A 12,497-nucleotide genomic window follows, 5' to 3' on the forward strand; every position below is an offset into this window, starting at 1 on the left:
CGCCTCCCCCCTGGGGGGTGGAGTTACACGCAGCGCAGCGAAGTGAAAAGCCGGGGGGCCTCATGACTAGCCGGGGAAGTTTTCGGGGATCTTGGCTTTGCCGCGGGCTTCCGCAGCCGAGATGGTATTGCGCCGCACCAGATCCGTCAGGTTCTGGTCGAGCGTCTGCATGCCCTGGCCCTGGCCGGTCTGGATGGTGGAGTACATCTGCGCCACCTTGGCCTCGCGAATCAGGTTCCGGATGGCCGGCGTCCCCAGCATGATCTCGTGCGCCGCCACGCGGCCCTGGCCGTCCTTGGTCTTGCACAGCGTCTGCGAGATCACCGCCTGCAGCGACTCCGACAGCATGGCGCGGATCATTTCCTTTTCCTCTCCCGGGAACACGTCGATGATCCGGTCGATGGTCTTGGCGGCCGACGAGGTGTGCAGCGTGCCGAACACCAGGTGGCCCGTTTCGGCCGCGGTCATGGCCAGGCGAATGGTTTCCAGGTCGCGCAGCTCGCCCACCAGGATCGCGTCCGGGTCTTCGCGCAGTGCGGAGCGCAGCGCGTTCGAGAACGACAGCGTCATCGGTCCCACTTCGCGCTGGTTGATCAGGCACTTCTTCGATTCGTGCACGAACTCGATCGGGTCTTCCACCGTGAGGATGTGGCCGTACTCGTTTTCATTGAGGTAGTTGACCATCGCCGCCAGCGTGGTCGACTTGCCCGAGCCCGTGGGACCCGTCACCAGCACCAGCCCGCGCGGCTTGAGCGCCAGTTCACCGAAAATCTTGGGCGCGTTCAGCTGCTCCAGCGTCAGGATCTTCGAGGGAATGGTCCGGAACACCGCCGCCGCGCCGCGTGCCTGGTTGAAGGCGTTGACGCGGAAGCGCGCCAGGCCGTCGATCTCGAACGAGAAGTCGACCTCCAGGAACTCTTCGTAGTGCTTGCGGTGCGTGTCGCTCATGATGTCGTACACCATGGCATGCACGCCCTTGTGGTCGAGCGCGTCGACGTTGATGCGGCGCACGTCGCCGTTCACGCGGATCATGGGCGGCAGGCCCGCGGAAAGATGCAGGTCGGAGGCTTTGTTCTTGACGCTGAATGCCAGCAGTTGGGTGATGTCCACGGGGCTCCTCGAATCGAGTTCGGTGACGTTTTGATACGATTTTGGACGATTATGACGATGATTGGCGACGACCTCCAGCAAGTAAACAACCGGATCGCACAGGCGTGTGTAACGGCCGGCCGCGACCCGGCCGAGGTGCGGTTGCTGGCGGTGTCCAAGACCTTCGGGCCGGAGGCGGTGCGCGAGGCGCATGCGGCAGGCCAGTCGGCCTTCGGCGAGAACTACGTGCAGGAAGGGCTGGACAAGATCGAGGCATTGGCCGACCTGCGCGCCCAGCTCGAATGGCACTGCATCGGCCCCTTGCAGAGCAACAAGACACGGCCCGTGGCCGAGCATTTCGACTGGGTCCACAGCATCGACCGGCTCAAGATTGCAGAGCGCCTGTCGGCCCAGCGGCCGGCGCACCTGCCGCCGCTGAATGTATGCCTTCAGGTTAATGTGGACGGCGGCGCCAACAAGTCCGGCGTGACGCCCGAAGAGGCACTGCCGCTGGCGCAGGCTGTGGCGGCCTTGCCACAGCTGCGGCTGCGCGGGCTCATGGCGATCCCCGAGCCGGCGCCCGACTTCGCTTCACAGCGCGCGCTGTTCCTGCGGGCGCATGCCATCTTCGAATCGATCCGCGACGCGGGCATCGCGCTCGACACGCTCTCGCTGGGCATGAGCGCCGACCTCGAAGCCGCCATCAGCGCGGGCAGCACGATGGTGCGCGTGGGCACCGCCATCTTCGGCGGCCGGGCGCGCAAGCCCGCCGGCCCCGCCTGAAAGCTCAGATCCCTAGCGGCAGCCGTGCGCTGCTCTTGACCTCTTCCATCACCGCGTAGGTTCGCGTCTCCCGCACGCCGGGCAGTTGCCAGAGGACGGTGCCCGCGAACTCCCGGTAAGCGGCCATGTCGGCCATGCGGGTCTTGAGCAGGTAGTCGAAGCCGCCGGCGACCATGTGGCATTCCATGATCTCGTCGCGCACCTGCACGGCGGCCTTGAACTGGTCGAACACGTTGGGCGTGGTGCGGTCGAGCAGCACCTCGACGAACACGGTGAAGCCGCGCCCCAGCTTCTGCGGATCGAGCCGCGCCTCGTAGCCCTGGATGAAGCCGTCGCGCGTCAGGCGCTGCACCCGCGCCAGCACCGCGGTAGGGGACAGCGCCACCGCCTCGGCCAGCTTGAGGTTGGTGATGCGGCCATCCTCCTGAAGAATCTTCAGCAGGCGCAGATCGATGCGGTCCAGGTCGAGCATCGGAGGATTATCCGGCTCGCCCATCGATCACTTGAAGAAAATGCGGCCTGCGAGTGCCGGCCATAGGAGATAGAACCAAGGAAATGCCTTGGCCTACCCATTGCCTACCCTTGCCGCGGAAGCAGGAGCATTTTTTTGCCGCCGCTCAGCGCAGCGTTGTGCCCGGTTGTGCCTGGGCCTGCGCCGCGGCCTTGCGGCTGCTGTAGTCCGCGGCGGCCTGGCGGTAGCCCGGCTGCGCTGCATCGGCGCCGGCTTCGCCGTTCTGCTTGGCCGCGAGCCCCGACTGCAGCCACAGCCGCGTGTCGGCCGCCACGGCGGCGCGCGTGTTCGTCGAGACCACGGCCGGCGCCTGCGCGATGGCGTCGGTGTAGCCCTGCGTCGGCGCGGCCTTCAGCCACTGCTGCGCGTCGGCGGCCACCGCGGCGCGGGTGGTGGACGACGTCATCGGCACCGGGCGCGGATCGCCTTCCGCATAGTTGCCGGCAAGGCTGGGCGCGGCGGCTGCGCCGAGCAGGGCCGCGACGGCGGTGGTGGCCAGCAGGCGGGCGGTGGACGAGGGCTTCTTCATGCGTAACTCCTTGATGTGGTTGCTTGTGTGTTGATCGGTCGAGACAACTCTAAGAAGTGGATCCGCCGGATCGATAACCCGTCGATGACGGTTCTGTCATCTGTGCCGCTCATCACTCGCGCGAGGCGCCCTAACGTCTCTTGCATAACCGCCAGCGCGGCGCGCATAAGCCATGGCGCAACGCGCGGTGGAGGTCTATCGTTGCGGCCACCCGTTCAACCAAGGGATCTCTCATGAGCGAAAAACTCTCCTTCGTCAGCCCTACCGCCAACAGCCCGTGGGGCACCTATCTTTCGCAGGTCGACCGCGTCGTGCCATACCTCGGCCCGCTGGCCCGCTGGGTCGAAACCTTGAAGCGCCCCAAGCGCGCGCTCATCGTCGACGTGCCCATCGAGATGGACGACGGCACCATCGCCCACTTCGAGGGCTACCGCGTGCAGCACAACATGAGCCGCGGCCCCGGCAAGGGCGGCGTGCGCTTCCACCCCGACGTCACGCTCGAGGAAGTGATGGCCCTGTCGGCCTGGATGACCATCAAGACCGCGGCCGTCAACCTGCCCTACGGCGGCGCCAAGGGCGGCATCCGCGTCGACCCCAAGAAGCTGTCGCTGCAGGAGCTGGAGAAGGTCACGCGCCGCTACACCAGCGAGATCGGCATCATCATCGGCCCGCACACCGACATCCCCGCGCCCGACGTCAACACCAACGCGCAGATCATGGCGTGGATGATGGACACCTACTCGATGAACGTCGGCGGCACCGCCACCGGCGTCGTCACCGGCAAGCCGCTGCACCTGGGCGGCTCGCTCGGCCGCGTGAAGGCCACCGGCCGCGGCGTGTTCGTCACCGGCCGTGAAGCAGCGCGGCGCCTGGGCATGGACCTGCGCGGCGCGCGCATCGCGGTGCAGGGCTTCGGCAACGTGGGCTCCGTCGCTGCCGAACTCTTCGCCGAAGCGGGCGCCAAGATCGTCGCGGTGCAGGACCATACCGGCACCATCGTCAACAGCAACGGCCTCGACCTGGCCAAGCTGATTCCCGTGGCCAACAAGGAAGGCGTGGTCGCCTTCAAGGCCGGCGGCGACATCGTGCCGAACGAAGACTTCTGGAACGTCGCCTGCGACATCCTGATCCCGGCCGCCCTCGAAGGCCAGATCACCGCCGAGCGCGCGCAGAAGACCACCGCCAAGCTGGTGCTCGAAGGCGCCAACGGCCCCACGGTGCCGACCGCCGACGACATCCTCGCCGAGCGCGGCGTGCTGGTGGTGCCCGACGTGATCTGCAACGCCGGCGGCGTGACCGTGAGCTACTTCGAATGGGTGCAGGACTTCTCGTCCTTCTTCTGGGACGAGGACGAGATCAACGTGCGCCTCGACCGCATCATGATGAACGCGCTCAACCAGATCTGGGACACGGCGGACAAGCACAAGATCACGCTGCGCACCGCGACGTACGCGGTTGCTTGCGAGCGCATCCTGATGGCGCGCCAGGAACGCGGCCTGTATCCCTGATCTCTTTTCGGCGCCCGGCGGCGCTACGCTCGGGGGATGAGCACAACCCCCGCGCACAAACTTCCTCCCCTTCCCGCGGACAGCGCCGCCCGCCTGCAAGCCCTGCTGGCCGGCGGCCGGCGCAAGCTCCTGGGCCTGGTCGGCGCGCCCGGCGCGGGCAAGTCCACGCTCGCTGCGGCGCTGCTCGCGCTGGTGGGCGCCGACCGTGCGCAGGTCGTGCCCATGGACGGCTTCCACCTGGCCAACGTCGAGCTGCAGCGGCTCGGCCGCGCCGGCCGCAAGGGGGCGCCCGACACCTTCGACAGCGCCGGCTACGTCGCGCTGCTGCAGCGCCTGCGCGAGCAGCGGCCCGACGGCGACATCGTCTATGCGCCGGAATTCCGCCGCGAGATCGAGGAGCCGGTGGCCGGCGCCATCGCGGTGCTGCCGACGACGCAGCTCGTCATCACCGAAGGCAACTACCTGCTGCACGACGTGGGCCCATGGGCCGGCGCGGCGGCGATGCTCGACGAGGTCTGGTACGTGGACATCGACGACGCGCTGCGCGAAGAGCGGCTGGTGCGGCGCCACCAGCAGTTCGGCCGCAGCCTCGAAGAGGCGCGCGCTTGGGTGGCCGGCACCGACGCGCCCAATGCGCGGCTGATCGCGGCCACGCGGGTGCGCGCGCACCACGCGCTGCCCTGGGGCTGAGTCCGCCAGGAAAACTTTCATGCCGGACAGGGAACGCCGGCGCGCCGCTGCGCTCGAAGCCTTGCCGGCAAATGCGCCGGTTAGCATTCGCCGCTCCATGCCGTCCATGCACCCCATGCACTTCCGTTCTCTTCGCGCACCGATCCTCTTGCTGGGCCTTTCGTCCGCACTCGTACTGGCCGGCTGCGGCGGTGTCGCCCAGCGCAAGGTCAACTACGAGCCCGAGGCCTTCGGCTCCACCACCACCCACACGCGCGACTACCAGGCCACCGAGGCCGAGACCTGCGAAGCCGCGCGCCGCGCGCTGCTGAGCCAGGGCTACATGATCACCGCGGCCAACGCCGACCTCGTGACCGGGCGCAAGAGCTTCCAGCCGGCGGCCGAGGTGCATGTGGAGGTCGAGTTCCGCGTGGTCTGCGCGCGCGAGAGCACGCGGGGCGGCGGCAAGGCCAGCAAGAACACCGTGGCCTTCGCGACGGCCCTGCAGGACCGCTACGGCATCAAGAAGGTCAACAACTCGGCCAGCCTCGGCGTGGGCGCGATCGGCTCGCTCTCGCTGCCGTTCTCGGGTAGCGACGACGCCATGGTCAAGGTCGCGAGCGAGACGCTGACCGACGAGCTCTTCTACGACCGCTTCTTCGCGCTGCTCGACCGCTTCCTCGACGGGCCCCAAGACGAGGCCGACGCGCCCCAGGAAGAAAAGCCCGAGAAACCGGCCGCGGCGCCGGTGCCCGCCGAAGGCCCCGCCACCACCTACCCCGTGAACTCGTCGCCGAACCGGGGCTGACGCCGGTCGCCAGATAATAAGATGAGTCTTACAATCCGGGCATGGCTTCGACCTCCCCGGATCCGGCGCAGTGCGCCACGCGTCTTCGCAACTCCGTCGCGCTGCTGTCGCGGCAACTGCGCAGCGGCAGCGCCACGCCCGACGGCCCGAGCGTGGCCAAGCTCAGCGTGCTCGGCCAGTTGCACCGCCATGGCCCCAGCACCTCGACCGCGCTGGCTGCGCTGGAGCGCGTCAAGCCGCAGTCGCTGACGCGGCTGCTGGCCGAGCTCGAAGCCGAAGACTGGATCACGCGCGCGCCGCATGCCAGCGACGGGCGGCAGTCGGTGCTGTCGCTCACGCCCGAAGGCACGAAGCGGCTGAGGGCGATCATGCGGTCGCGCGAATCGGCGCTGGCCGAGGCGATCGGCGCCACGCTGGATGCGCAGCAACGCGCCGTGCTGCTGCAGGCCTGCGAACTGATCGACGGCCTCGGCGCCGCGCTGGCCGTCAACGCCGCCGGAGCGACGAAGCCATGAACGCGATGCCGGCGCTGCAGCACTTCGCCGGGCTCTGGCGCCACGGCCGCTGGCGTCCCGGCGTGCAGTTGGCCGGCGCGGTGGCGCTTGCCTGGATCGTGTCCGTCGCGCTGCGCCTGCCGGAGAGCTTCTGGGCCGTGATGAGCGTGCTGATCGTCATGCGGCCGAGCGCTGGCTCCACGCTCGATGCCGGCTGGGACCGCGTGCGCGGCACCGCGGCCGGCGCGCTCTGCGGCCTGGCGGGTGTCTACCTGCATCACCACGGCGCGCCTGTGCTGCCGGTCACGCTGGCGGTCGTCATGCTGCTGGCCTTTGCCGGCGCGGCGGTGCCGGGCCTGCGTAGCGCGCCGGTGGCGGCGCTGATCATCCTGTCGGCCGGTGGCATCCCCGGCCACTCGGCGTTGCAGGTGGCGCTGCTGCGCATGGTGCAGATCGGCATCGGCGTGGGCGTGGCCCTGGCGGTCTCGACGGTGATGTCCGAATACCACGCGGGCGTGCGCTTCGATGAAGGCTGCGCCGCCTTGCTGCGCGGCATCGCCAGGCGAATGGCGGCTGCTACCCGGCCCGCGGATGCGGAGCGGGAGCGCATCGACACCGGCACGCGCGCGGCGCTGGGGCGGCTGGCCGTGCTGGCCGGCAGCGCCGACCTGGAGGCGCGATGGTGGCGGCGCGGCACGGCTGCGGGCAATGCGCGCACCTACCGCGACAGGGCGCGGCTGGCGGCGCGCATCTTCCAGGATGCGGTCGTGCTGGACCGCGTGTTCCGGCTGGAGAAGGGCGACGAAGCGCCGGATGCGTTCCGGCATGACGCGGCGCGAGCGGCCGCCAGGGCCATTGCCGCAATGGCCGACGCACTCGAGGGCAAGGGCGCGCCGCCGGACACCGCGGAACAGCTCGAACGCTGCGCGCAAGCGTCGCGCGGCATCCCGTCGAACGCGATGCTGGCCGCGCCGCTGAACCTGCTGCTCGACGACCTCCGGCTCTTCCGTCACACGCTGCAACCCGCCCGCCATCGCCCGTCTGGCGCCGGCTGAGTCTTCGAATCACCCTAGAATCTTCCGGAAATCAATCGTTTCGGAGAGGGACGGACATGGAAGACCAGACGCAGGATGCGCGCTACGCGCCGCCGCAATCCCATGTGGAAGACGTGCAGCAACCCGGCCAGCCGCAGCCGGGGCAGCTCGCGACGCGCGGCAAGCGCTTCCTGGCTGCCATGGTCGACGGCGGCATCGCGGTCGGGGCGCTGTGGCTGCTGTCGATGTTCACGCCCTACGACATCTGGAGCGACGACGGTCTCGGCCTCTGGACACCCCGCGTGACCGACACCGCCATCGGCATCGTTCTCTACCTCGCATTGCACGGCTACCTGCTGGCCACGCGCGGCCAGACCATCGGCAAGGCGCTGTTCAAGATCCGCATCGCGCGGCCCGACGGCTCGAAGCCGTCGATCGGCCGCATCCTCGGCTTGCGCGAGAGCCCGCTGTTCCTGGCGAACATCGTGCCGATGCTCGGGCAGATCTTCGTGCTGGTCGACAGCCTCCTCATCTTCCGTGAGTCACGCCGCTGCCTGCACGACCAGATCGCCGATACGGTCGTGCTGCAGGCCTGAGCGTTGGTGCGCCTCGACACCCTCTACACCGCCGAGACTCCGGAAGGCATCGCGCTCTCGCTGCGCCCGGCCGGGCTGTTCGCGCGCGGGCTGGCTTACCTGATCGACTTCGCGATCCGGATGGGCATCTTCGTCGGCATCTCGATCACGGTCGGCATGCTGGGCAAGATGGGCTTCGGCATCCTGCTGGTCGCCTACTTCTGCCTCGAGTGGTTCTACCCGGTGATCTTCGAGCTCACGCGCGCGGCGGCCACGCCAGGCAAGCGCGTGATGGGCCTGCGTGTGGTGATGGACTCCGGCCTGCCCGTGACGCCCGCCGCCTCGCTCACCCGCAACCTGCTGCGCGCGGCCGACTTCGTGCCTTCCTTCTACGGCGCGGGCATCGTGTCGATGCTGTGGCGGCGCGACAGCAAGCGGCTGGGCGACCTGGCCGCCGGCACGCTGGTGGTGTTCAGCGACCAGGTGAGCCTGCACGGCAGCGTGCCCTCCGCCGAGCCGCAGGCGCCCGCGCGGCCGCTGACCGCGCGCGAGCAGATGGCAGTGGTCTCATGGGCCGGCCGCGCGACGCGCCTGACGCCCGAGCGTTTCGACGAACTCGCCCGCATCGCGCAGCCGGTGCTGGGCCCCGACACCTCCGCGGGCGGCGGTGCCTCCGCGTCGCAGCGCCTGCTGGGCGTGGCGCAGTGGGTGCTGGGCCGGCGCGGCGGTGGCGCAGCCCAAACCAGAGGAGGCACGACGCGATGACGCCGCTGGACTTCGAAGCCGCCTATGCGCCCCTGTGGGCCGAACTCGAAGCCGTCATCGGCGTGGCGGAGACCAAGCGCAAGTTCGACGGCGCGCGGCTCGCCACGCTGTACCGCCGCGTGTGCGAGCACCTCGCGCTGGCGCAGGCCAGGGCCTATCCGATCCATCTCACGCAGCGGCTCGAAAGCCTGACGCAGAGCGCGCACCGGCTGATCTACCGGCAGCACGACTACGGCCTGGCGCGCTTCGCCCGGCTGGCGCTGGTCGACTTTCCCGAAGCCGTGCGGGCGCACCGCGTCTACCTGTGGGTGTCGGCGCTGATGTTCGTGGTGCCGCTGCTGGTGGCGGGCTGGGCCGCCTGGCGCGACCCCGGCTTCATCCTGCACCTGCTGGACGCCGACAACGTGCAGCAGTTCGACGCGATGTACAGCGACGACGCCGACGCCTTCGGCCGCACGCGTAGCGCCGGCGACGACTGGCAGATGTTCGGCTTCTACGTGATGCACAACATCGGCATCGGCTTCCGCTGCTTCGCGGCCGGCATCTTCGCGGGCGTGGGCAGCGCGGCGCTGGTGGTGTTCAACGGCATCCAGATCGGCGCGGTCGGCGGCTACCTGATCGGCGCGGGGCATGCGCAGAACTTCCTCTCCTTCGTCGTCACGCATTCGGCCTTCGAGCTCACGGCCATCGTGCTGGCCGGCGCGGCCGGGCTGCGGCTGGGCTACGCGTGGATCGCGCCCGGGCGCCACGCGCGGCTCGAGGCCCTGCGGCTGGCCGCGCGCCATGCGGTGGTGATCGTCTACGGCGTCATCGGGCTGCTGCTGATCGCCGCCGCGGTCGAGGCCTTCTGGTCTTCGGCGCGCTGGATCGCGCCGGCCGTGAAGTACGGCGTGGGCGGCGCCTGCTGGGTGCTGGTGTTGGCGTACCTGGGCTGGCAGGGACGGCCGCGCGGTGCCGCCGGCACGGCGGCGGAAAAGGAGCCCGGCCGTGCAGGTTGACGGCCTCGCCATCGCGCTGCGGCCACGCCCCATGGCCGAGGCTGCGGACCTGGGCGCGCAGCTCGTGCGCAGCCATGCACGCTCGGTCTGGCGCACCTTCCTGCCGGTGTACCTGGCCACGGTGCTGCTGGCCTTCTGCACCGTCGAGATCGCGGGCTGGCTGCCGAGCCTGCTGATCTTCTGGCTCAAGCCCTGGCTCGACCGCAGCCTGCTGTTCGTGCATTCGCGCGCGGTGTTCGGCCAGGAGACGCGCTGGGCCGACCTGTGGCAGAACCGCCGCGCCGTATGGGGCGGGCAACTGCTGCGCACGCTCGTGTGGCGGCGGCTGTCGCCCTGGCGCTCGTTCACCCAGGCGATCGACCAGCTCGAAGGCCAGCGTGGCGGCGCACGCAGCAAGCGGCGCGCGCAGTTGCTGCGCGGGCGGCGCGGCGCGGCCACGGGCATGCAGCTGGTGTATGCGAACGTGGAGATGGCGCTCGACATCTGCCTGCTGTCGCTGCTGTTCTGGTTCGCGCCGGAAGGCAGCGCGCGCGAATTGTTCGGCTGGCTCACGCAGTCGGACGCGCCGCTGCAGAGCCTGCTGGCCGCGGGCGCCTACGCCATCGTCGTCGGCGTGCTGGAGCCGTTCTACGTGGGCGCCGGTTTTGCGATGTACCTCAACCGCCGGGTCGAGCTGGAAGCCTGGGACATCGAACAGGAGTTCCGCCGTGGCTTCCGCTGACGTCCGCCGGTGGCTGTTCGCTGCCGTGCTGGCCGTGTGCTGCGCGGCCGGCACGGCCTCGGCCGCGACCGATACCGCCCCGACGCGCGAGCAGGTCAGGGCGGCCGCCGACAAGGTGCGCGCCGACCCCAACATGCCCGGCGTCAAGACCGAGAAGAAGCTGCGCTTCAAGGAGCGCAACGACGACGAGGAAGAAGAGCCCGAGAAGAAGACCGACAGCCTCGACTGGCTGCGCGACTTCGTGAAGGCCGTGGCCGAAGGCGCGCGCTGGCTCATCTGGGGGCTGGCCGCGCTGGCGCTGGCCTGGCTGGCGATCCGCATCCACCGCTGGGCGCGGGTGCGTGCCGGCGGCGCGCGGCCCGGCAAGGCGCCGCTGCCCAGCCATGTGGGCAGCCTCGACATCCGGCCCGAGAGCCTGCCCGACGACGTTGGCAATGCCGCCGCGGCGCTCTGGCAGCGCGGCCAGCACCGGCCGGCGCTGTCGCTGCTGTATCGCGGCGCGCTGTCGCGGCTCGTGCATGCGCACGGCGTGCCGGTGCGCGCGGCGAGCACCGAGGGCGAGTGCGTGGCCCTTGCCGCCGGCTGGCTGCAGCCGCAGGCACAGGCCTTCTTCGTGCGGCTGGTGGATGCCTGGCAACTGGCGGCCTACGGCGGGCGCCTGCCTTCCACCGCGCAGGTGCTGGCGATCTGCGGCGAGTTCGACCTGCATCTGCCGGCAGTCGCCGCGCCCGTGCCCGGCTTCGCGCAGGAGGCCGCCGCATGAAGGCCTGGGCGGTCCGCATCGTCGCGGTGCTCGTGCTGGTGCTGGCCGGCGCCTGGCTGGTTTCCGCCACCGAATGGGCGGAAACCGAAGTGCCGACGCCCGCGAGCGAGGAGGTCAGGAAGAACTCCTTCTATGCCGTGCAGTCGCTGCTGCGCCACCTCGGCGCCGAGGTGGTCAGGCGCGAGAACCTGGACGAGTTGCCGCCCGCACAGGCGCGGCTGGTGCTCGCCTCCAGCTACTGGGACATGTTCCCCGAGCGCGGGCAGCGCCTGCGCCGCTGGGTGGAGCAGGGCGGCCATCTCGTGATGCCGGGCCACCTCGCGAGCGGGGACATGCTCGAGAGCTGGATTCCGCTGGTCCGAGAAAAAACCGTGCGGCCGGACGAGTCCGACGAACCCGTCGCGCCGAAGAAGAAAAAGTCCCGCTCGCAGCGCGATGAACAACGCACCAAGGATGCCGACTGCCGCATGCTGGCCGAGCCCGACACCGTGCCCGCGAGCTTTGCGGGCGGGCGGGGCTTTCGCATCTGCACCTGGGCCGAGCCCGTGCAGTTCAGTCCCTCCGACAAGCGGCAGCCGCCGCTGTGGATGGCGCGCGGCGCACGCGGCGCCGAGGCGATCCGCGTGCGCGTCGGCCAGGGCACCGTCACCTTGCTGCCCTCCGGCGTGTGGCACAACCAGAACCTGCTGCGCGGCGACAACGCGCTGTTCGCCGTGGCCGCGCTGCAGCTGCGCACCGGCTCGCAGGTCTGGTTCGTCGCCGAGGAGGCGCGCGAGCCCTTCCTGCGCTGGCTCTGGCACAAGAGCTGGGTGGTCTGGGTCGTGGGCCTGCTGGCGCTGGCCGCCGCGCTCTGGCGCGCGGCCGTGCGCTTCGGCCCGCTCGCGCCTTCGGCCGGCACGCATCGGCGTTCCATGGCCGAGCAGGTGCGCGGCACCGCCGGCTTCCTGCACATGCACGGCGGCGACGCGCTGCATGCGGCGCAGCTGCGCGCACTGAACGAATCCGCCACCCGCCAGCTACGCGGCTATGCCCACCGCGACGCGTCGGCACGCGCCGACGCCATCGCCGGGGCCACCGGCCTGGAAGCGGCCATGGTCGTGCGGGCGATGGCCGAGCGCGCCCGCAACCCCGGGGCCATGGCCCTCGACCTGGAAGTGCTGGAAACCGCGCGCCGGCGGCTCGATGCCAACGGGCCGTTCGTGCCTTCGCCTCCTTCCGCTTCTTCTTCTTCCCCCTCCATACCCTGAACC

15 protein-coding genes are annotated in these 12,497 nt (G+C 70.0%); 12 read left to right on the forward strand and 3 right to left on the reverse strand.

What is annotated here, in order from left to right:
* Positions 1-66: 66 nt before the first annotated feature.
* The gene (locus tag AC1RVW_RS18950; RefSeq protein ID WP_081266042.1) at positions 67-1,110 is read right to left on the reverse strand and encodes a type IV pilus twitching motility protein PilT; all 1,044 of its coding nucleotides are present in this window, start codon (positions 1,108-1,110) and stop codon (positions 67-69) included.
* A gap of 51 nt (positions 1,111-1,161) precedes the next feature.
* Here AC1RVW_RS18950 and AC1RVW_RS18955 point away from each other — a divergent pair, with 51 nt between their 5' ends.
* On the forward strand, positions 1,162-1,872 hold the full coding sequence (locus AC1RVW_RS18955) for a YggS family pyridoxal phosphate-dependent enzyme (protein WP_493201746.1): 711 nt from the start codon (positions 1,162-1,164) through the stop codon (positions 1,870-1,872).
* A gap of 4 nt (positions 1,873-1,876) precedes the next feature.
* On the opposite strand, the gene AC1RVW_RS18960 is transcribed toward AC1RVW_RS18955, so the two are convergent.
* Together AC1RVW_RS18960 and AC1RVW_RS18965 are read right to left on the reverse strand one after the other, a co-directional pair.
* Positions 1,877-2,344: an Lrp/AsnC ligand binding domain-containing protein gene (locus AC1RVW_RS18960; RefSeq protein WP_081266040.1), complete on the reverse strand. Its 468-nt coding sequence runs from the start codon at positions 2,342-2,344 to the stop codon at positions 1,877-1,879.
* A gap of 145 nt (positions 2,345-2,489) precedes the next feature.
* On the reverse strand, positions 2,490-2,912 hold the full coding sequence (locus tag AC1RVW_RS18965; protein ID WP_106936641.1) for a hypothetical protein: 423 nt from the start codon (positions 2,910-2,912) through the stop codon (positions 2,490-2,492).
* A 233-nt stretch (positions 2,913-3,145) separates the two neighbouring features.
* Between AC1RVW_RS18965 and AC1RVW_RS18970 the strand changes: the two genes are divergently transcribed.
* The 11 genes from AC1RVW_RS18970 to AC1RVW_RS19020 all read left to right on the forward strand — a co-directional run bounded on the left by AC1RVW_RS18970 (position 3,146) and on the right by AC1RVW_RS19020 (position 12,494).
* Entirely contained in the window at positions 3,146-4,420 is a 1,275-nt protein-coding gene (locus tag AC1RVW_RS18970; protein ID WP_409194383.1) for a Glu/Leu/Phe/Val family dehydrogenase, read from the forward strand.
* Between the two features lie 36 nt (positions 4,421-4,456).
* A complete protein-coding gene (locus AC1RVW_RS18975; protein WP_493201749.1) occupies positions 4,457-5,110 on the forward strand; it encodes a nucleoside/nucleotide kinase family protein in 654 nt (217 codons plus the stop codon).
* A gap of 97 nt (positions 5,111-5,207) precedes the next feature.
* Positions 5,208-5,897, forward strand: a complete 690-nt coding sequence (locus AC1RVW_RS18980) for a DUF2242 domain-containing protein (RefSeq protein ID WP_493201751.1) — start codon at positions 5,208-5,210, stop codon at positions 5,895-5,897.
* Between the two features lie 41 nt (positions 5,898-5,938).
* Entirely contained in the window at positions 5,939-6,412 is a 474-nt protein-coding gene (locus AC1RVW_RS18985; RefSeq protein ID WP_493201752.1) for a MarR family winged helix-turn-helix transcriptional regulator, read from the forward strand.
* The gene (locus AC1RVW_RS18990; RefSeq protein ID WP_493201754.1) at positions 6,409-7,446 is read left to right on the forward strand and encodes an FUSC family protein; all 1,038 of its coding nucleotides are present in this window, start codon (positions 6,409-6,411) and stop codon (positions 7,444-7,446) included. Before AC1RVW_RS18985 ends, AC1RVW_RS18990 begins: the two co-directional genes overlap by 4 nt.
* Positions 7,447-7,502: 56 nt before the next feature.
* Positions 7,503-8,021 carry an RDD family protein gene (locus AC1RVW_RS18995; protein WP_409194378.1) on the forward strand — a complete coding sequence of 173 codons (519 nt, stop codon included), beginning with the start codon at positions 7,503-7,505 and terminating at the stop codon, positions 8,019-8,021.
* Positions 8,022-8,027: 6 nt separating this feature from the next.
* Positions 8,028-8,765, forward strand: a complete 738-nt coding sequence (locus AC1RVW_RS19000) for an RDD family protein (RefSeq protein WP_493201756.1) — start codon at positions 8,028-8,030, stop codon at positions 8,763-8,765.
* Positions 8,762-9,763, forward strand: a complete 1,002-nt coding sequence (locus AC1RVW_RS19005; protein WP_493201758.1) for a stage II sporulation protein M — start codon at positions 8,762-8,764, stop codon at positions 9,761-9,763. The genes AC1RVW_RS19000 and AC1RVW_RS19005 overlap by 4 nt, the downstream gene beginning before the upstream one ends.
* A complete protein-coding gene (locus AC1RVW_RS19010) occupies positions 9,753-10,484 on the forward strand; it encodes a hypothetical protein (RefSeq protein ID WP_081266031.1) in 732 nt (243 codons plus the stop codon). Before AC1RVW_RS19005 ends, AC1RVW_RS19010 begins: the two co-directional genes overlap by 11 nt.
* Complete coding sequence (locus tag AC1RVW_RS19015; protein WP_493201760.1) at positions 10,471-11,247, forward strand: DUF4129 domain-containing protein; 777 nt, start codon at positions 10,471-10,473, stop codon at positions 11,245-11,247. The genes AC1RVW_RS19010 and AC1RVW_RS19015 overlap by 14 nt, the downstream gene beginning before the upstream one ends.
* Positions 11,244-12,494, forward strand: a complete 1,251-nt coding sequence (locus AC1RVW_RS19020) for a DUF4350 domain-containing protein (protein WP_493201762.1) — start codon at positions 11,244-11,246, stop codon at positions 12,492-12,494. Before AC1RVW_RS19015 ends, AC1RVW_RS19020 begins: the two co-directional genes overlap by 4 nt.
* Positions 12,495-12,497: the final 3 nt, after the last annotated feature.

This window comes from Variovorax sp. MPBD4-3 (assembly GCF_058809745.1).